This is a genomic window from Streptomyces sp. NPDC048461 (assembly GCF_055587105.1).
On the sequence record NZ_JBVJGW010000003.1, the window covers coordinates 25,271 to 44,033 of the forward strand.

General features: G+C 74.1%; 16 protein-coding genes. 7 read left to right on the plus strand and 9 right to left on the minus strand.

Annotated elements, in window-relative coordinates:
• Window positions 1-5 precede the first annotated feature (5 nt).
• Entirely contained in the window at window positions 6-1,019 is a 1,014-nt protein-coding gene (locus tag ACZ6S8_RS05745) for a FecCD family ABC transporter permease (RefSeq protein ID WP_469453549.1), read from the minus strand.
• Window positions 1,020-1,483: 464 nt separating this feature from the next.
• The gene (locus ACZ6S8_RS05750; protein ID WP_469452836.1) at window positions 1,484-2,512 is read right to left on the minus strand and encodes a heme/hemin ABC transporter substrate-binding protein; all 1,029 of its coding nucleotides are present in this window, start codon (window positions 2,510-2,512) and stop codon (window positions 1,484-1,486) included.
• A gap of 146 nt (window positions 2,513-2,658) precedes the next feature.
• Between ACZ6S8_RS05750 and ACZ6S8_RS05755 the strand changes: the two genes are divergently transcribed.
• From ACZ6S8_RS05755 to ACZ6S8_RS05765, 3 genes are read left to right on the plus strand one after another with little or no spacing between them, the layout of a single operon-like run.
• A complete protein-coding gene (locus tag ACZ6S8_RS05755) occupies window positions 2,659-4,089 on the plus strand; it encodes an HtaA domain-containing protein (protein ID WP_469452838.1) in 1,431 nt (476 codons plus the stop codon).
• Between the two features lie 47 nt (window positions 4,090-4,136).
• Complete coding sequence (locus tag ACZ6S8_RS05760) at window positions 4,137-5,651, plus strand: HtaA domain-containing protein (RefSeq protein ID WP_469452839.1); 1,515 nt, start codon at window positions 4,137-4,139, stop codon at window positions 5,649-5,651.
• A gap of 19 nt (window positions 5,652-5,670) precedes the next feature.
• Window positions 5,671-6,327 carry a PhzF family phenazine biosynthesis protein gene (locus tag ACZ6S8_RS05765; protein WP_469452840.1) on the plus strand — a complete coding sequence of 219 codons (657 nt, stop codon included), beginning with the start codon at window positions 5,671-5,673 and terminating at the stop codon, window positions 6,325-6,327.
• Between the two features lie 85 nt (window positions 6,328-6,412).
• Here ACZ6S8_RS05765 and ACZ6S8_RS05770 read toward each other — a convergent pair whose 3' ends face one another.
• Window positions 6,413-7,060 carry a biliverdin-producing heme oxygenase gene (locus ACZ6S8_RS05770; protein ID WP_469452842.1) on the minus strand — a complete coding sequence of 216 codons (648 nt, stop codon included), beginning with the start codon at window positions 7,058-7,060 and terminating at the stop codon, window positions 6,413-6,415.
• Window positions 7,061-7,188: 128 nt separating this feature from the next.
• Window positions 7,189-8,046 carry a type I methionyl aminopeptidase gene (gene map, locus ACZ6S8_RS05775; RefSeq protein ID WP_469452843.1) on the minus strand — a complete coding sequence of 286 codons (858 nt, stop codon included), beginning with the start codon at window positions 8,044-8,046 and terminating at the stop codon, window positions 7,189-7,191.
• A 71-nt stretch (window positions 8,047-8,117) separates the two neighbouring features.
• Between map and ACZ6S8_RS05780 the strand changes: the two genes are divergently transcribed.
• Window positions 8,118-8,363 (plus strand): hypothetical protein, encoded by a 246-nt coding sequence (locus ACZ6S8_RS05780; protein ID WP_469453551.1) that lies wholly within the window; start codon window positions 8,118-8,120, stop codon window positions 8,361-8,363.
• Window positions 8,364-8,384: 21 nt separating this feature from the next.
• On the opposite strand, the gene ACZ6S8_RS05785 is transcribed toward ACZ6S8_RS05780, so the two are convergent.
• Complete coding sequence (locus ACZ6S8_RS05785) at window positions 8,385-8,990, minus strand: hypothetical protein (protein WP_469452844.1); 606 nt, start codon at window positions 8,988-8,990, stop codon at window positions 8,385-8,387.
• 113 nt (window positions 8,991-9,103) lie between these two features.
• Here ACZ6S8_RS05785 and npdG point away from each other — a divergent pair, with 113 nt between their 5' ends.
• Window positions 9,104-9,820 carry an NADPH-dependent F420 reductase gene (npdG, locus tag ACZ6S8_RS05790; protein ID WP_469452846.1) on the plus strand — a complete coding sequence of 239 codons (717 nt, stop codon included), beginning with the start codon at window positions 9,104-9,106 and terminating at the stop codon, window positions 9,818-9,820.
• A 104-nt stretch (window positions 9,821-9,924) separates the two neighbouring features.
• On the opposite strand, the gene ACZ6S8_RS05795 is transcribed toward npdG, so the two are convergent.
• The gene (locus ACZ6S8_RS05795; protein ID WP_469452847.1) at window positions 9,925-11,988 is read right to left on the minus strand and encodes a TerD family protein; all 2,064 of its coding nucleotides are present in this window, start codon (window positions 11,986-11,988) and stop codon (window positions 9,925-9,927) included.
• A 233-nt stretch (window positions 11,989-12,221) separates the two neighbouring features.
• On the opposite strand from ACZ6S8_RS05795, the gene ACZ6S8_RS05800 reads away from it, so the two are divergent.
• Window positions 12,222-12,413, plus strand: coding sequence for a hypothetical protein (locus ACZ6S8_RS05800; protein ID WP_469452848.1), 192 nt, complete (start codon window positions 12,222-12,224; stop codon window positions 12,411-12,413).
• A 40-nt stretch (window positions 12,414-12,453) separates the two neighbouring features.
• Here ACZ6S8_RS05800 and ACZ6S8_RS05805 read toward each other — a convergent pair whose 3' ends face one another.
• A complete protein-coding gene (locus ACZ6S8_RS05805) occupies window positions 12,454-13,254 on the minus strand; it encodes a site-2 protease family protein (RefSeq protein WP_469452850.1) in 801 nt (266 codons plus the stop codon).
• A gap of 73 nt (window positions 13,255-13,327) precedes the next feature.
• On the opposite strand from ACZ6S8_RS05805, the gene ACZ6S8_RS05810 reads away from it, so the two are divergent.
• Window positions 13,328-16,747 (plus strand): AfsR/SARP family transcriptional regulator, encoded by a 3,420-nt coding sequence (locus ACZ6S8_RS05810; protein WP_469452851.1) that lies wholly within the window; start codon window positions 13,328-13,330, stop codon window positions 16,745-16,747.
• A gap of 55 nt (window positions 16,748-16,802) precedes the next feature.
• Here the strand turns inward: ACZ6S8_RS05810 and ACZ6S8_RS05815 are convergent, their stop codons facing one another.
• Both ACZ6S8_RS05815 and ACZ6S8_RS05820 read right to left on the minus strand, forming a co-directional pair.
• Window positions 16,803-17,651: an ABC transporter permease gene (locus ACZ6S8_RS05815; RefSeq protein ID WP_469452852.1), complete on the minus strand. Its 849-nt coding sequence runs from the start codon at window positions 17,649-17,651 to the stop codon at window positions 16,803-16,805.
• Window positions 17,648-18,658: an ATP-binding cassette domain-containing protein gene (locus ACZ6S8_RS05820; RefSeq protein WP_469452854.1), complete on the minus strand. Its 1,011-nt coding sequence runs from the start codon at window positions 18,656-18,658 to the stop codon at window positions 17,648-17,650. The genes ACZ6S8_RS05815 and ACZ6S8_RS05820 overlap by 4 nt, the downstream gene beginning before the upstream one ends.
• Between the last annotated feature and the right edge of the window lie 105 nt (window positions 18,659-18,763).

An 18,763-nucleotide genomic window follows, 5' to 3' on the forward strand; every position in this document is an offset into this window, starting at 1 on the left:
GCTGGTCACGCCCAGCCTCCTTGCTTGCGGCGGGTGCGGCGCAGCAGCCAGAAGAAGAACGGGCTGCCGATCAGGGCGGTCAGCACGCCGAGCGGCAGCTCGGCGGGCTGGGCGATGGTCCGGGCGGCCAGGTCGCCCGCGACGAGGACGACCGCGCCGGCGAGGGCGCTGCCGGGGACGAGGAAGCGGTGGCCGGGTCCGTTGGCCATGCGCAGCAGGTGCGGGACGAGCAGGCCGATGAAGGTGATGACGCCGGCGACGGCGACGGCGGCCGCGGTCAGCAGCGCGACGACCAGGACGAGGGCGAGGCGCAGCCGCTCCACGTCGATGCCGAGGTGCCGGGCGGGCCGTTCGCCGAGGGCCAGCAGGTCGAGCCGGCGGGCGTAGAAGGGGGCGACGAGCAGGCCGGCGAGGGCGCAGGGCAGGACGGCGAGGACCTTGGGCCAGGTGGCCTGGGCGAGGGAGCCGAGCTGCCAGAAGGTGATCTGGTTGACCTGGCCGCTGTCGGCGAAGAAGACGAACAGGCCGATGAGGGCGCCGGCGAAGGCGTTGACGGCGATGCCGGTGAGGATGAGGGTGACGACCTCGGTCTTGCCGCCGTTGCGGGAGAGCAGGTAGACGGCGCTGACGGTGATCAGGCCCGCGACGAACGCGCACACCGTGATGGTCCAGTTGCCGAAGAAGCTGAGCCCGAGGCCGATGGCGGCGACCGCGCCGACGGCGGCTCCGGCCGAGATCCCGATGACGCCGGGCTCGGCCAGCGGGTTGCCGAAGACGCCCTGCATGAGCGCGCCCGCGCAGCCGAGGCTGGCGCCGACGAGCAGGGCGAGGACGACGCGGGGGAGGCGTACGTTCCACAGCACGCTCTCCCCGACCCGGTCGAGCGGCGCCCCGCCGAGCCCGGCGCGGTGCTGGACGGAGGCGAGGACGTCGCCGAGGGGGATGCGGTAGGCGCCGATGCCGGCGGAGACCAGGGCGAGCACGACGAGGGCGGCGACGAGGGCCGCGGTGAGCAACAGGGCCTTGCGGCGGCGGGGCTTGCGGGGGGTGGCGGGGCCGGGTCCGGGGGCGGAGGGTCCGGGGGTGGCGGGTCCGGGCGTCGCGGGTCCGGGGGTGGCGGGGGTGCCGAGGCCGGGGCCGGGGGGGGGGGGGGGGGGGGGGGGGGGGGGGGGGGGGGGGGGGGGGGGGCGGGCGGGGGGGGGGGGGGGGGGGGGGGGGGGGGCCGCGGCCGGGGCCGGGGGTGCCGGGTCCGGGCGTGCGCCGGGGCGTCTCCTCGGATGCCGAACGTGACGGGGCGTCGGACGGTGACCCGGCACCGTGTTCGGCACCCTGCGGGGAGCGCCCCGGCGCCCGCCCGGACCCGGCGGCCCGCTTCGTTACGGGCGCGGCGCGTCCGGCTCGGGCCGCCGCCTTCGCGGGGGCGGGTTCGGGGGTGGGGTCGGGGATGGTGTCCGTCGGGTGGGGGTCGTGGGGCAGGGTCACGTCAGGCGCCCTTGCCGTAGAGCTGGGCGACGAGGGAGGCCAGCACCTGGTCGGTGCGCGGGCCGTAGTTCAGCAGGACGCCGTCGTCGACGCTGAGCACCCGGCGGTCCATGCCGGCCGGGGTCTGGGCGACGCCCGGGATCTTGACGAGGCCGTCCACGCCGCCGACCGATTCGAGCCCCTTGGCCATGACCAGGATCGCGTCGGGCGCTGCGGCCGCCAGGGCCTCGCTGGTGATCGGGGTGAAGTCCTTGCCGAGGCCGGAGTCCTTGCCCGTGTCGACCGCGCCGGCCGCCTCCAGCAGCGAGGCGGCGCCGGAGTCGGAGCCGCCGAGCAGGTAGACGGAGGCGGTGCCGCGCAGGTAGAGGAAGGCCACCCGGGGCTTCTTCCCGGAGGCGGCCGGAACGTCCTTGCGGACGGCGGCGATCCGGTCGGCGGTGCGCTGGTTCAGCTGCGTGCCCGCCTCCTTGACGCCGAGCGCGGTGGCGACCGCGTCGATGCGCTTCGGCACGTCCTCCAGGCTCTTGGCCGGAGCGATGACGAGGACCGGGATGCCGGCGTCGCGGATCTGCTGGATCGCCTCCGCCGGTCCGCTGGTGGTCTCCGCGAGCACCAGCGTCGGGCGCAGCGAGAGCACGCTCTCGGCGGAGACGTCGTGGCCGCGCGTCACCACGGGCAGCCGGGCGGCCTGTTCGAACGTGGCGGTGATGTCGCGGGCGACGACCTGCTTGCCGAGGCCGAGGGTGTGGACGATCTCGTTGAGGCTGCCGGTCAGCGGGACGACGCGGTCCGCCGAGGCGACCGTGACCCGCGCGCCGTCCACCGAGGGCACGGTGACGGGCAGGACCGGGGCGGGGGACGGTGACAGCGGCTCGACCCGGTCCGGGGCGGACGGGGCGGAGCGGGCGGGCTTGCCCGCGGGCGTGGCCGTACTCCCGCAGCCCGTCGCGGCCAGGGCCAGGGCGACCAGGGCGGTCGTCAGGGCGAGGCGCGTGCGGGAGGGGCGGGAAGACGCGGCGGGCGTGGGCACGAATGCACCGTCCTGTTCGTGCGGCCGGCTGACTGCCTGGCTGACCGGCTGAATGGTGAACTTTCAACGACCGGGGGGTTCCGCATCCGGCCGGACGTAGTTTAGGTTAGCCTAACCTGAGTTGCTAGCCCCTGGAGGGGACCACCATGTCCGCACGGCCCGCCCGCTTGTTCGCAGTCGCCCTGTTGGCGGCCCTGCTGGGTGCCCTGCTCCCCGCCACCGCCGCCCGGGCCGCCGACCGCGTCGTGCAGGGGGGCAGGCTGGACTGGGGCATCAAATCGTCGTTCCAGAGTTATGTCACCGGGCCCATCGCGAAAGGCGGGTTCAAGCTGAAGGGCGGCGCCGCCACCGTCGGCGGCAGCCTCTTCCGCTTCCACTCGGCGGCCGGCTCCTACGACCCGGACAGCGGTGAGTTCAGCGCCTCCTTCAGCGGCGGGGTGACCTTCCAGGGCCACCAGAAGCCCGACGGCACGAACGAGCTGGACATGACCATCAGCCGCCCCACCGTCAAGATCTCCGGCGGTCGCGGCACGCTGTACGTGGACGTCTCCAGCAAGGCCAAGGACAGCGGATCGGTCACGAACCAGTCCCAGGTCGCCTTCGCCTCGCTCGGACTCGGCGGCATCAACATGAAGGGCGGCGGCACCCCGGTCGCCCTCTCCAACGTCCCGGCCACGCTCACCGCCCAGGGTGCCCAGGCCTTCGCCGGTTACTACGCGGCCGGCGCGCAGCTCGATCCCGTCTCCCTCTCCGCCGACGTCAAGGCCCCGGCCGCCGGCCCGGCGCAGCCGGCCGCCTCGCCCAGCGCGCAGCCGGGCACCTCCGCCGAGACCCCGCAGACGGCGGGCGCCTTCACCGACGCCGCCGTTGACTGGGGCGTCCGGCGCACCTTCCGCGAGTACGTCACCGGCTCCATCGGCCAGGGCAAGTGGACCCTCGCCGAGGGCGCCCAGGACGGCGGCGCGCTGTTCCGCTTCCCCCAGGGCAAGGGCGCGTACGACGGCCAGAAGGGCACCCTTGACGCGGCCTTCGCGGGCAGCGTCCGGTTCACCGGGGCGCACCTGGACCTCACGCTCGGCAAGGTGGGCGTGAAGGTGGAGAACGGCAAGGGCGTCCTGAGCGCCGACGTCACCACCGGCACCGAAACGAAGCCCGCCGTCGCGCTGGTCGAGTTCGACGCCAAGGGCCTGAAGGCCGAGGGCGGCCTGGCCACCCTCTCCGAGGCCCCGGCCACGCTCACCGAAGGCGGCTCCCAGGCCTTCAACTCCATGTACAAGGCCGGCACCGAGATGGACCCCGTCTCGCTCGCCGTCGCCCTCGACGCCACCGCGAAGCTCCCGGCCCTCCCCGACCTGGGCTCCACGGACGCGCCCGCCCCGGCGCAGTCGGCCCCCGCTCCCGCCCCCGCTCCGGCCGCCCCGGCGGCGGAGTCCTCGAACACCGGGCTGTACGCCGCCCTGGCCGTGGCCCTGCTGGTCCTGGCCGGCGGCGCGGCCTTCCTGGTGGTGCGCAAGCGCCGTACGGCGGCGGCCGAAGCCGCGCCCGCCGACGGCCCCGCGCCCACCGACGCGCAGTAGCGCGACCCCCTTCCCCTTCCTTCCTCTTGCTTCAGGAGCACCCCGCCATGTCGTCCACCCGTCGCCCGACGGCCGTCGCGGCCGCCATCCTCACCGCCGCCGCCCTGGGCACCACCGCCTTCGTCCTGCCCGCCACGGCCGCCGGTACCCCGGCCGTCGCCCCGCAGGCCGGCGGAGCCCCGACCGCGCCGATCAAGATCGTCGGAGGCACCCTCGACTGGGGCGTCCTCGCCAGCTACCGCGCGTACGTGACCGGCATGGCCAAGGGCACCATCACCCCGGCCGACGGCGCCAAGGCCAACGCGGACGGGACCCTGCAGTTCGGCGAGGCCACCGGCCAGTACGACCCGACCGCCGGGCACGTGGTGAAGGCCGCCTTCAAGGGCAGCGTCACCTTCTCCTCGCCCGCCCCGCCGGCCGGCCACGGCTTCACCGTCAAGCTCTCCGACTTCCGCATCGACACGGGCACCAAGAAGCTCACCGCCGACGTCACCAAGGGCGCGGACACGGTCCAGGACGTGCCGCTCGCCGCGGTCGCGTTCGGCGGCCAGGCGATGGACAAGCTCGCGACCACCCTCACCAAGGAGGCCGCGGACGCGCTCGGTTCGGCGAGCTACGAGAACAAGGCCGGCGACCCGCTGACCGCCAAGCTGGAGTTCGAGAAGACCGAGCCCAAGCCCACCCCCACGCCGACCCCGACCCCCACGCCGACTCCGACGCCGACCGCGACGAAGCCGACGCCCACCCCGACGCCCACCGCGACCAAGCCGGCGGCGACGCCCACCGCGACCGCCACCGGGCAGCCCTCGGCCCCGGCCGGCACGCAGAAGGTCCTCAGCGCCAAGCTGACGTGGGGCGTGAAGGAGTCCTTCCGCAGGTACGTCCTGAGCGCGGGCTCCATCACCCCGGCCGGCGGCGCGGCCAAGAGCGGCGACCTGTACGACTTCGCCCTCGCCAAGGGCGAGCTCGACGCCGCGAAGCAGAAGCTGAACGTCTCCTTCGAGGGCAGCCTCCGCTTCCAGTACACGGGCCACGGCATCGACATGAGCTTCGCCAACCCCCGCGTCGACGCCACCGGCAAGACCGGCACCCTGTACGTGGACGTCAAGAACGCCTCCGGCAGCAAGGCGGCCGTTCCGTTCGCCACGCTCGACCTGTCGAAGGCCGACTACAAGACCAAGGGCGGCGTGCTGGCCCTGAACGGCGTCCCGGCGGCGTTCACCGCCCAGGGTGCGGCGGTCTTCGCCAACGACACCACCGGCTCCATGTACAAGGCCGGCGACGCCCTCGACCCGCTGAACTTCTCGGTCGCCGTCGACAAGGACGCCACCCTCCCGACCACGGGCGGCTCGACCGGCGGCTCCTCCTCCACCGGCGGCACCGGTGGTACGGGCACCGCCGCGGGCGGCGGTTCCGTCGGCGGCGGCTCGGTGGGCGGCAACCTCGCCGCCACCGGCGCCGAGATCCCGGCCGGCGCCCTGCTCGGCGCCTCCGGCGCGGTCATCGCGGCCGGTGCGGGCGCGGTGTACTTCGCCCGCCGTCGCCGTACGGCCCGGAACTGAGCCGTGCTTCAATGCCCGCGTGAACGATCTCGACGTCCTCAAGGTCTTCTGCGCGGGTGACGGCCGGCACGGCAACCCGCTCGGAGTCGTACGCGACGGCCGGACCTGCCCCGACGATGCGTCCCGGCAGGCCCTGGCCGCCGAACTCGGCTACAGCGAGACGGTGTTCGTCGACGACCCCGAGCGCGGGGTCGTCGACATCCGCACCCCCGGCACGCGGATGTCCTTCGCGGGACACCCGCTGGTCGGGGTCGCGTGGTTGCTGGACATCGAGGAGCTGCACCCGCCGGCGGGCTCCGTGTGGGCGCGTGACGACGGGGAGTTCACCTGGATCACGGCCCGCCCGGAGTGGGTCGAGGACAAGCGCACCGAGCAGTACGCGAGCGCGGCCGAGGTCGAGGCGCTGCCCGCCCCGCCCCCGGGCGAGGGCTGGCTGTACGCCTGGGCCTGGGAGGACGAGGCCGCGGGACGCGTGCGCGCCCGCGGGTTCCCGCGCCGCCCGGACAACGCCGTCGTCGAGGACGAGGCCACCGGATCGGCGGCGATCCTGCTGACGGCCCAGCTGAACCGCGCCCTGAACATCACCCAGGGCGCGGGCTCCCAGATCCTCACCGCGCCGGGCCCGGACGGCACCGTGGAGGTCGGCGGCCGCGTCCGCTTCGCCACCACGAGCTGACCCCGGCGTCCGTGCCCGCGCGAAGGGTGCACGGAAGGGCCGGGCCGGTGCGGCGTGCACCGGGCCGGCCCTTTCGTCCGTACGCCTACGCGCTGAGCGGGAACTGCTGTCCCAGCTCGCGGAAGACCGCGCCGTTGAAGTCGAAGGCGCGCTTGCACTCGTCGATGATGCGCTGCTTCTCCAGGTCGTCCGCGGCGATCGCGTCGAGCAGCTCGCGGTAGGTCCGCTTGAAGGCGGCGGGGTTGGAGATGGCGGCGAACACGTAGAAGCGGACGCCGTCGCCCTTGCGCTCGAAGCCCCAGGTCCGCTCCGCCTTGTCGCGGATGATCTGCCCGCCGGAGAGGTCGCCCAGGTACCGGGTGTAGTGGTGGGCGACGTACCCGCCCGGCCACCGGGCGGCGCACTCGGCGACGCGGGCGGCGTACGCCTCGGTCGCGGGCAGCGCCACCACGTTCTCGCGCCAGTCGGCGCCCAGCAGGTGTTCGAGGTCGCGCTCGATCTCGGCGACGCGCATCAGCTCGGGCTGGATGAAGGGGCCCGCGACCGGGTCGTCCTTCAGGGACTCGGCCGCGTCCTCCAGGGCCCGGTACACGAACCACAGCTGCTCGGTGTAGCGCGTGTACGCGTCCACTCCGAGCCGGCCGCCCAGCAGGTCGCTCATGAAGGTCGACGTCTCGGCCTCGGTGTGCTGCTCGTGCGACGCGACGCGGATGACCGTAGAGAAGGCGTCCAAGACGGACCTCCAAGAAGAGGAAACAGGCGTGGCGGCTCAGCCGCCACACCGATCTTCCTACTTAGGCTTGCCTAAGTCAATGTGTTCCCGACGTCTTGTCGGTAAAAAAATCCGCCTCTCCGGCACCCCTACGGCAGGGTCAGGATGTCCGCCCCCGTGTCCGTCACCACCAGCGTGTGCTCGAACTGCGCCGTGCGCTTGCGGTCCTTCGTGACGACCGTCCAGCCGTCCGCCCACATGTCGTACTCGTGGGTGCCCAGGGTCAGCATCGGCTCGATGGTGAAGGTCATCCCGGGCTCGATGACGGTGGTGGCGTGCGGGCTGTCGTAGTGCGGGACGATCAGTCCGGAGTGGAAGGACGAGTTGATGCCGTGCCCGGTGAAGTCCCGGACCACGCCGTAGCCGAAGCGCTTCGCGTACGACTCGATGACCCGGCCGATGATGTTGATCTGGCGGCCCGGCTTGACGGCCTTGATGGCGCGGGCGAGGGCCTCGCGGGTGCGCTCCACCAGCAGCCGCGACTCCTCGTCCACCTCCCCGCACAGGTAGGTGGCGTTGTTGTCGCCGTGGACCCCGCCGATGTAGGCGGTCACGTCGAGGTTCACGATGTCGCCGTCGCGCAGGACGGTGGAATCGGGGATGCCGTGACAGATGACCTCGTTGACGGAGGAGCACAGCGACTTGGGGAAGCCGCGGTAGCCGAGCGTCGAGGGGTAGGCCCCGTGGTCGCACATGTACTCGTGGGCGACCCGGTCGAGCTCGTCGGTGGTCACCCCCGGCGCGATCAGCTTGGCGGCTTCCTCCATCGCCTGGGCGGCGATCCGGCCGGCGGTGCGCATGGCCTCGATGGTCTCGGCCGACTGCACCTCCGGTCCGGTGTACGGAGTGGGCGCGGGCTTGCCCACGTACTCGGGCCGGCGGATGTTTCCGGGAACGGAACGGACGGGAGAGAGCTCGCCTGGTACGAGCAGTGACTGACCGGACATGCAAGCGAGTGTATCCAGCGGGTATGGGGCAGCATGGCGGCAAGAGCGGCATCGAGAGGAGCCTGAACGCGATGGCCTTGTTCAAGAAGCGACAGGTGGGCAAACCGGGCGAGTGGTACTACTGCCTCGTCCACAAGAAGGTCGAAGAGGGTCCCGACTGCCCCGCCAAGGACCGCTTCGGTCCGTACGCGACGCCCGAGGAGGCGACCCACGCCATGGAGACGGCGCAGGAGCGCAACCTCGAATGGCAGAACGACCCCAAGTGGAACGACAAGACGCGCGGGGAAGAGGACGCCGGGGGCACGGCCACCCCGTAGGAGGCCCCGGGGGACGGCGCCCTACCAGCGGCTGGGCGGCGGGGCGGTCAGCTGGTCGGCCAGCCGCGCCAGCCGGTCCCGGAAGCGGCGCGGCCCGCGCTGCGCCGGCAGGCCGTTCTCCCCGGCGGCCGCGCTGACCAGGTGCTGCACCGTGTCCAGGTCCAGCTCGGCGGCGCCCTCCGTCACCGACAGCGCGTCGTGCGCGAGGGTCCCCAGATCCGGGTCCCCGCCGTCCAGGGACAGGACGGTCGCCCCGGCGCGCCGGGCGTCGTGAACGCGTTGCAGCATCCCCTCGCCCGGCGACTCCGGGGCCACCACCAGCAGCGTCTGCCCCCGCCGGGCCGCCTCCAGCCTGCCCAGCCCCACCGACAGGTGCGGCGGCTCCCCGGGCAGCACCCGGTGGCGCACGAGCGTCGGGGCCAGTGCCGGCAGACCCGACCAGGCGGCCTCGTCCACCAGGTGGGCGGCCAGGTGCCAGGGCTCGTACTGCTCGGTCCCCACCAGCAGCAGGCTCCCGCCCGCCGGCGCCACCGAACGCCGCAGCGACCCGGCGAAACGGCGCGCGGCACCCGGCCACTGCGTACCGGCGAGGACCTCGCGCAGCAGCGCGACTCTCACGGCATCCATAGGCGGCATCCTGCACCATGCGCCGGACGCCCGGGACCGGTTCCCGCCTCCCCGCCCGGACGGCGGGCGCGCGGGCGTTCGACTCTGTGGATCTCGGGGTTACCCTCGCCCCCATGACCTCCACAGACAGCACGCAGCAGCCCCCGGCCAAGGCGCCCGCCAAGGACCCGTGGGACCTCCCCGACGTCTCCGGCCTCGTCGTCGGCGTCCTCGGCGGCACCGGCGACCAGGGCCGGGGCCTGGCGTACCGGCTCGCCCGGGCCGGCCAGAAGGTGATCATCGGCTCCCGCGCCGCCGACCGCGCGCAGGCCGCCGCCGCCGAACTGGGCCTCGGCGTGGAGGGCGCGGACAACGCCGACTGCGCCCGGCGCAGCGACATCGTCATCGTGGCCGTCCCCTGGGAGGGCCACGCCAAGACCCTCGAATCGCTCCGCGAGGACCTCGCCGGCAAGCTCGTGGTGGACTGCGTCAACCCGCTGGGCTTCGACAAGCAGGGCGCGTACGCCCTTCAGGTCGAGGAGGGCAGCGCGGCCCAGCAGGCGGCCGCCCTGCTCCCGGACTCCCGCGTCACGGCCGCCTTCCACCACCTCTCGGCGGTCCTGCTCCAGAACGAGTCGATCGAGGAGATCGACACCGACGTGATGGTGCTGGGCGAGTCCCGCGCCGACACCGACCTCGTCCAGGCCCTGGCCGCCCGCATCCCCGGCATGCGCGGGGTGTTCGCGGGCCGCCTGCGCAACGCCCACCAGGTCGAGTCCCTGGTGGCCAACCTGATCTCCACGAACCGCCGCTACAAGGCCCACGCGGGCCTGCGCGTCACGGACGTCTGAGCCGCACGGGCCGCCGGGGCTACGGGGACCCGGGCTACGGGGACCCGGGGGCTACGGGACCCCCGCGCTACGGGGACCCGGGCCGCCCGGGCCGCCGGGAGCCGTCAGCTCCGGCGTCCCGGACGGCCCTCGGCGGCCCCCAGGTGCGCGATCACCCCGTGGTAGAAGCGGTCGACGGAATCGTCCACGCTCCGGATGAACCCGGACTCCGTGTTGCCGCGGGTGTTGCCCATGCCCTTGATCAGCGACAGCCGGAACCCGGTGACCGGCGCGCCGTCCCGGGGCAGCAGGTCGCCCGGCTCCGGACGGAGCCGCTCCAGGGTGCCGCGCGGCCCCTGCTCCGCGCCGAGCAGGCTCTGCACGTGGAGGTCGGCCGGAGCCTGCGCCAGCAGCCGCACCAGCCGTTTCGCGCCGGCCAGCGGGTACGCCGCCTCCGGCGCGGGCACGTCGACGGACGTGCGCACCTTCCCCGTCCGCAGGTCGGCGCTGACCGCGATGACCCCGCCGGTCCCGTCGACGCGCAGCTCCGCCGTCAGCCGGCCCTCCGCGCACAGCACCTCGGCCGCCTCCTCCCGGCGCGCCCGCGGGTCGCTGCCGCGCCGGGCGCGCTGTACGGGCAGGGCCTTCTGGCCCAGCTCGCCGCCGAGGCGCAGACAGACCTGGCGGATCAGGCGCTCCCAGTTCTCCACGACGTCCACGGCCCGGGCGTCGCCCCGGCAGAGGGTCTCGTCCTCGATCCCGTTGCGCACGGGCACCCACGCGGGGCCCATGTTCTGGAATCCGTGGCATCCCGAGTTCTCGTGCTGGAGGTAGGCGAGGAGCTCCTGCAGGAGCCAGGCGTGCGCGGCGTTCCCCACGCCCTCGTGGCGGATCAGCAGCTGCGCCTGGTGGGCCACCTCGGCCCAGGACAGGTGCCACAGGCTGACCTTGTGCTTGCGCCGGCCGTCGGTCTTGACGTCGACCACGGCGGTGCCTTCGAGCGCCACGTCGTTCGAGAGCGTGACGACCGCCTCGTAGCCGCGGCGCGCGGCGATGTCCGCGTACCCCTGGACCTGGTCGGCCTTCAGCGGGTTGCCGTTGGTCTTGGTCTCCACCAGGGCCGTCCACAGCCGCCCCGCGCGCTCCACCCGGATCACGCCGTCGGGACGCCGGGGGGCGTCGCCGTGGGGGAGGGCGACCTCGGTGAACGTCTGCATGCGCCCGGCGGGCGCGCCGAACCCCGCCGTGAGGCGCCGCCCCAGCTCCGGGACCTGCGCCATGACGGACAGCAGCACCGAGGTCGCCCGCACCTCGCGCTCCTTGTCGCTCCTGAGGGACGGCACCGGGAACAGCCGGGCGGGCCGCCAGGAGTCGTTCTCGGCGAGGGACTTCCCGGCCGCCTTGGGCAGGGTGACCTTCTTCTTCGTCGTACGGGGACCGCGGCCGCGCGTCTGACCCGGTACGGGAACGGGGTCGGCCGCGGGAGCGGCCGATGACGGCGCGGCCGGGCCGGCGGCCGGCGGAGCCGCGGCGGGTGCCGGGGCCGCGGCGGCCGCCGGTGCCTCCGGGACGGCCGCCGGGGGCGGGGCGTCCCCCGGCGCGTCGTCTCCCTGCGCCTCCGCTTCGGCCTCGGGCGCGTCGGGCTCCTCCTCGACGGAGATGCCGAAGTCCGTGGCCAGGCCGGCGAGGCCGGTCTCGTACCCCTGGCCGACGGCCCGGAACTTCCACTCCGCGCCGCGCCGGTACAGCTCGCCGAAGATGAACGCGGTCTCCACGCTCGCGTCGTCGATGCAGAAGCCGACCAGCGGCTCGCCCGACCGGTCCGCGACGGTCATCCGCAGGTCGTCGAGGTCCCCGAAGCGGGCGCCGCCGTACTGGCTGGCCGCGACCACGATCCGCGCGACGTCCTGCGGGACCGCGGTGAGGTCCACGCTGATGCGGTCCTCGTCGCCGCTCTCGCCGGGCGTCTTCCCCAGCAGCTGCACGCTGCCGTCGACGGCGGCCGGGTTGTTGTAGAAGTAGAAGTCGTCGTCGCTGCGGACCCGGCCGTTCCCGCCGAGGAGCAGGACCGACACGTCGGCGTCGCCCGCTCCGGAGGCGCTCGTCCAGCCCAGGCTCACGACCACCGAGCCGGCGTCCTCGCCGAGGGCGGTCAGGCTGACGTTCGCACCCTTCGGGATCTCCTGCATGTCTTCCCCCCACTCCCGGCGCCGCCGGCACGGGCCGGGCGGGGCCGGGTTGTCGCTCGTGCACACCCGTGCGGGGCGCGTATCGCCGAACCGTAGTGGCGGGCCCCGCGGAAGACCGGGAAAAGACCAAAAGGGACCGGATGTGATCGAAAGTGTCTTTACGGAAGCACTGCGGCGCATGGGGGACACTGGTGGGGCTCTACCCCGTTCCGTGTTTCCGAGGAGCTCTCCCCATGCCCCGCCTTGCCGTCTTCGCCGTGATCGTCTGCGTCCTCGCCGTGGCCGCGGCCGTCGTCGCCTTCGTGGAGGGCAGCTTCCTCGGGATCGTCTGGGTCCTGCTGGCCGGCCTCACGTCGAACCTCGCCTGGTACTACCACCGCAAGGCCAAGGCCGAGAAGGCCACCGCCGCCCGCACCGCCGGCTAGGGCGTCTCTTCCGGATCTCGCCGGTCGAGTCCGCGGCCGGTCAGCCCTGCGGCAGGGCGCAGATGCCGTCCGGGTCCCGCCAGAAGGTGTACAGCTCGCGGCCGCAGTACGTGTCCAGGTCCGGGACGCCCAGCCCGGACAGCAGGCCGCGCACCACGTCGAAGAAGAACGCGTTCACCTCCGGGATCCACAGCAGCGCGAACACCGCGATCAGGCCGAACTGGGCCAGCGGCGCCATCTCGCGGCGCGCCCGGTGCGAGAGCCACGGTTCGATGACCCCGTAGCCGTCGAGGCCCGGGACCGGCAGGAAGTTCAGGATCGCCGCCGAGACCTGGAGCAGGGCGAGGAAGGCGAGCGCGAACCGGAACTCCAGCGGGACCCCGTCCAGGGCGTCCAGCCAGAACGGGGCCGTGCAGACGACCGCGAAGGCCACGTTCGTCAGCGGGCCCGCCGCCGAGATCAGGCTGTGCTTCCAGCGGCCCCGGATCCGGTCGCGCTCGATGAAGACCGCGCCGCCGGGCAGGCCGATCCCGCCCAGGATCACGAAGAGCACCGGCAGGACGATGCTGAGCAGCGCGTGCGTGTACTTCAGGGGGTTCAGCGTCAGGTAGCCCTTGGCGCCCACCGAGAGGTCGCCGCCGTGCAGCGCGGTGCGGGCGTGCGCGTACTCGTGCAGGCACAGGGAGACGATCCACGCCGAGGTCACGAAGAGGAACACGGCCAGGCCGGCGCTCGTCGAGTACCCGGTCCACACCGCCCACCCGGTGACCGCCATCACGGCCGCGATGCCGAGGAACACTGCGCTGATCCGCCGCTCGCCGCGGCCTCCCTGATGACCCATGCGGCGAAACCTATCCCGGGGCCCGCCGATAAAGGGGTGCGGGTCCGGGTCCCGCTGCGGGGACAATGGCCCGGTGCGTTACGCGATCCTCGGCACCACCCTGGCCCTCCGCGACGACGGGAGCCCCGTCGCCGTCGGCGGAGCGCGCCTGCGGGCGCTCCTGACGGCCCTCGCGCTGCGGCCGGGGCGGGCGGTGCCGGCGCACCTGCTGGTCGCCCAAGTGTGGGACGGCGACCCGCCCGCCGACGCCCCGGCCGCCCTTCAGGCGCTGGTCGCCCGGCTGCGGCGGGCCCTGGGGCACACGGCCGTGCGGTCCGCGGAGGGCGGCTACCTGCTGGCCGCCGACCGCGAGGACGTCGACCTGTACCGCTTCGAGCGGCTCGCCCGGGCCGGGGCCTCGGCGCTCGCCGACGGGGACGCGGCCAAGGCCGGCGACCTGTACGAGGAGGCGCTCGCGCTGTGGCGCGGCCCCGCCCTGGCCGACCTCCCGGACCCGTCGGCCGCGGAGTCCGCGCGCTGGGAGACCGTACGGACGGACGCGCGCCGGGGCCGGCTCGCCGCGGCCCTCGCGCTGGGCGAGGCCGAGCGCGTCCTGCCCGAGCTGACCGCGCTGTGCGCCGGGCAGCCGCTGGACGAGCCGATGCAGGCGCTGCGCATCCGCGCGCTGCGGGACGCCGGACGGCCGGCGCAGGCCCTGGCGGCCTACGAAGCGGTCCGCCGGGACCTGGCCGCCCGCCTGGGCGCCGACCCGGGCCCGGAGCTGCGCGCCCTGCACACCGCGCTCCTGTCACCCCCCGCGGACCCGCACCCGGCCGCCGCCCCGCACCCCGCCGCCGACGCGGCCCCGGCCGCCGCCCCGCACCCGACCGCCCCGCACCCGGAGGCCACCGGTCCGAGACCCGGGCCGGGCGCCCCCGCCCCGCACCCCGCCGACGTGCGGAGCGGCGGCCCCGACCGGCCGGGGAACCTGCGGGCCCGGCTCACCACCTTCGTCGGCCGCGAGGACGACATCCGCGTCATCGGGGCCGACCTCGCGCGGGCCCGCCTCGTCACCCTGCTCGGGCCCGGCGGAGCCGGGAAGACCCGGCTGTCCCAGGAGTCCGCCGAGGCGCACGCCGGCGCCGGCGGCCCCGAAGGGGTCTGGCCCGACGGGGTCTGGCTGGTCGAACTCGCCCCCGTCGACGACCCGGACGACGTAGCCGAGGCCGCGCTCGCCGCGCTCGGCGCCCGCGAGACCAAGCTGCGCGGCGCCTCCGTCGAGGAGATGCGTGCGCTCACCGACCGCGCCGGAGACGACGCCCTCGGCCGCCTCGTCGAACACTGCGCCCGCCGCAGCCTCCTGCTGCTGCTCGACAACTGCGAGCACGTCATCGACGCGGCCGCCGCCCTCGCCGAACGCCTCCTCACCCACTGCCCCGGCGTGCAGATCCTGGCCACCAGCCGCGAGCCCCTCGGCGTACCCGGGGAGTCCCTGCGCCCGGTGGAGCCGCTGCCCGACCCCGTCGCGCTGCGGCTCCTGAACGACCGCGGGGCCGCCGCCCGGCCGGGGTTCAGCGTGGACGAGGACCCGGCCGCCGCCGTCGAGATCTGCCGGCGCCTGGACGGTCTGCCGCTGGCGATCGAGCTGGCGGCGGCGCGGCTGCGGCTGCTCACGCCGCGGCAGATCGCCGACCGGCTGGACGACCGCTTCCGGCTGCTGACCAGCGGCGCCCGTACGGTCCTGCCCCGCCAGCAGACGCTGCGGGCCGTCGTGGACTGGTCCTGGGACCTCCTCGACGGGCCCGAACGTACCGTGCTGCGCCGGCTGGCGGTGTTCGCCGGCGGCTGCGACCTCACCGCCGCCGAGGCCGTCTGCGCCGACCCCTCGTACGACGTCGCCGACGTGCTCGGCTCCCTCGTCGACAAGTCCCTGGTCGTCGCCGCACCCGGACCGGACGGCTCCGCCATGCGCTACCGCCTCCTGGAGACCGTCGGCGAGTACGCCGCCGAGCGCCTCGCCGGAACCGGCCACGACCGCGCGGCCACCGAGCGGCGCCACCTCGTCCACTACCGCGAACTCGTCCGCACCGCCGAGCCGCTGCTGCGCGGCCACGGCCAGCGCGCGGCCGCCGACCTGATCGGCACCGAGTACGAGAACCTGCGCACCGCCCTGCGCCGGGGCGTCGCCGCCCGCGCCGCCGACGAGGTGCTGTGCCTGGTCCACTCCCTCGTCTGGTACTGGCACATGCTCGACCTGCGCGCCGAGTCCCGCCACTGGTCCGAGGCGGCCGCCGCCCTCGGCCCCGACCCCTTCGCGGAGCCCGCCGTCCCGGCCGGGCCGGTGTACGGGCGGATCGTGGACGCCCCGCCGCCCTACACCGGGGAGCTGCTGACCGAGGGCTGGCGCGGCATCCAGATGATCCGCCTGGCCTCCCGCGACCAGGGCGACGGCTCCTGGGACACGCCCGAGGTCCGCACCCAGGTCGAGCGCATGCTCGCCGTGTACCGGCCGGGACTCCCGCAGACCTGCCGGCCCCCCGCCGGCCTCTGGGTGTACGCCGTCATGATCGCCGGTGACGCCGGGCTGCTGCGCCGGGTCGTCGACGAGACCGTGGACGTCGCCCGTGAGCTCGGCTACGACTGGGAGCTCGCCTCGGCCCTCCAGCTGCGCGCCAACATCCTCGCCAACCGCGCCGACTGGGGCGGCGACGCCGCCCGCGACGCCGACGAGAGCCTGGCGCTCTTCCGGGCGCTCGGCGACGACTGGGGCTGCGCCGAGGCGCTCTCCGCCCGCGCCGAGTCCCTGGAGAAGCGCGGCCTGTACCCCGCGGCCACCCAGGACTTCCGGGCCGCGATCGAGCACGCCGAGCGGCTCGGCGCCAAGGCGCAGGTCACGGTGCTGCGCGTACGGATGGCCGGGACCCTCGCCGAGGCCGGCCGGTCCGAGGAGGCCGAGGAGATCCTCACGGAGATCACCGCCACCGTGCGGCGGCACGGCACCGAGGCCATGCCCGCCGCCCGGATGTTCCTCGCCGGCATCCTCGGCCGGACCGGGCGCATCGCCGAGGCCCGCGCCCAGCTCCGGACGCTGCGCGAGGAGTTCTCCTTCGGCGCCTACGCCGTCTTCGACGTGTTCCTCCTCGCCACGCTCGCCTGGCTGGACAACCAGGAGGGCAAGTTCGAGGACGCGCTCGGCGTGCTCCGCGGCGGGGCGCTCGCGGCCCGCGACCCGCTCGCCCTGATGGTGGCGCCGCAGCTGCCCGCCGTGTACCTGCTGACGGCGTCGGTCTCCCTCGCCTCCCCGGGCGGCCCGGAACGGGCGCACGACGCCGCGCGCCTCGTCGGCGCCTACCGGCGCCACCTGCCGCCCGGACACGTCGCGGTCACCACCGAACGCGCCGAAGCCGCCCTCGCCGAGAAGCTGGCGCGGGCGGCTGTGGGCGACGCGGCGTACGAGGCGGCGTACGCCGAGGGCGGCGGCCTCACCCTGGAGGAGGCCACCGCCCTCATCTGACCCGGCCCCGCCGGGGTCCGTCCGGGACGCGATCCGGAACGGACCGGTCCGCGGGTCAGGTCTTCTGGCGGAACTTCCGGACGGCCAGCGGCATCGTCACCAGCGTGATCCCGAAGGACCACGCGAGCGTGATCCACACGGAGTTCCCCAGCGGGGTCCCGTTGATCAGGCCGCGGGCGGCGTCGGCCAGGTTGGACAGCGGGTTGACGTCGGTGAAGCTCTGCAGCCAGCCGGGCATCGTCGTCGTCGGGGCGAAGATCGAGCTGCCGAACTGCAGCGGCATCAGGACCAGCATCGCCATGCCCTGGACGGCCTGGGGGGTCTTCATGGTGAGACCCAGCAGGATGAAGATCCACATCAGCGAGGAGCCGAAGACCGCCGCCAGGCCGATGGAGAGGAACAGGTCCAGCACGGAGGACTTGATCGACAGGCCGAGCAGGAAGCCCATGCCGAGCAGGATCGCGATGGCGACCATCATCCGGCCGAGCTCGACCACGATCTTGGCGATGAGCACGGACGACCGGGCGATGGGCATGGACCGGAAGCGGTCCATCACGCCCTTCTTGAAGTCGTCGTTGACCCCGGTGCCGACACCCATGGCGATGTTCATGCCCATCATGGCCATGAGGCCCGGGACCACGTAGTTGACGTACTCGCTCTGGTTGCCCTTGCCGGCGATCGCACCGCCGAAGACGAACACGAACAGCAGCGTGAAGATGATCGGCATGAACAGGACGTCGAACATCGACTCCGGGTCCTGCTTGATCTGCAGGACGTTGCGCCGGGCCAGGGCGCCGATGTGGCGGAGGTTTCCGCGCAGGCCGATCCGGCCCTCGTCGGCGAGGACGGGCCCGCCGGCCGGGGCGGTCGCGACGGGACTGGGCTTCGTGGTGACGGTGCTCATGCCGCGACCTCCTGGGTCTTCTCGGTGGGAACGGAGTCCTCGGCGGAGGGCTTCTGTCCGGTGATGGACAGGAACACCTCGTCCAGGCTCGGCAGGTAGGTGCTGATGTCGGTGATGCCGTACCCCCGGGCGGCCAGCAGGCCCACCACGGCGGTCAGCTGCTCGTCGGCGAGGATCGGGACCAGCAGGGCGCCCTCGTCCGGGACGGCCTGGGAACCGGCCACCCCGTCCAGACCGGCCTCGGCCAGCGAGCGGGCCATGCCCGGCAGGTCGGACGGGTCGGTGGGGCGGATCCGCAGGGTCCGGCCGCCGACGCGCGCCTTCAGCTCGTCGACCTTGCCGTTGGCGATGACCTTGCCCTTGTCGATGACCGTCAGTTCGCTGGCGAGCTGCTCGGCCTCCTCCATGTACTGGGTGGTGAGCAGGACGGTGGCCCCCTCGGCGACCATCCGCTGCACCTCGTCCCACACCTCGTTGCGGGTGCGGGGGTCCAGCCCGGTGGTCGGCTCGTCCAGGTACAGCACGGCCGGGCTGCCGATCATCGAGGCGGCCAGGTCGAGCCGGCGGCGCATGCCGCCGGAGTAGTTCATCACGGCCTTCTTCGCGGCGTCCGTGAGGGAGAACCGCTCCAGCAGCTCGTCCGCACGCAGGCGGGCGCCCTTGCGGGAGAGGTCCAGCAGCCGGCCGATCATGTAGAGGTTCTCCCAGCCGGAGAGCTTCTCGTCGACCGAGGCGTACTGGCCGGTGAGGCCGATCGTGCGGCGCAGCTGCCGGGGCTGGCGGACCACGTCGAAGCCGGCGACGAAGGCCGTGCCGGCGTCCGGGACGATCAGGGTGGACAGGCAGCGCACCAGGGTGGTCTTGCCCGCGCCGTTGGGGCCGAGGACCCCGAGGACGGTGCCCTCGCGGACGTCCAGGTCGACCCCGTCCAGGGCTTTGGTCTCGCCGTAGTGCTTGACCAGTCCCCGCACCACCACGGCGTTGGGATTCTTGTCGTTTCGCGTCATGTCCACCATGGGACCATCCGCCACTGACAAAGCACCGACAGATGGCCGACAGCGAACCGACGGGGAACCGACGGGGAACCGACACGGGCCGGCACGGCGGCGACG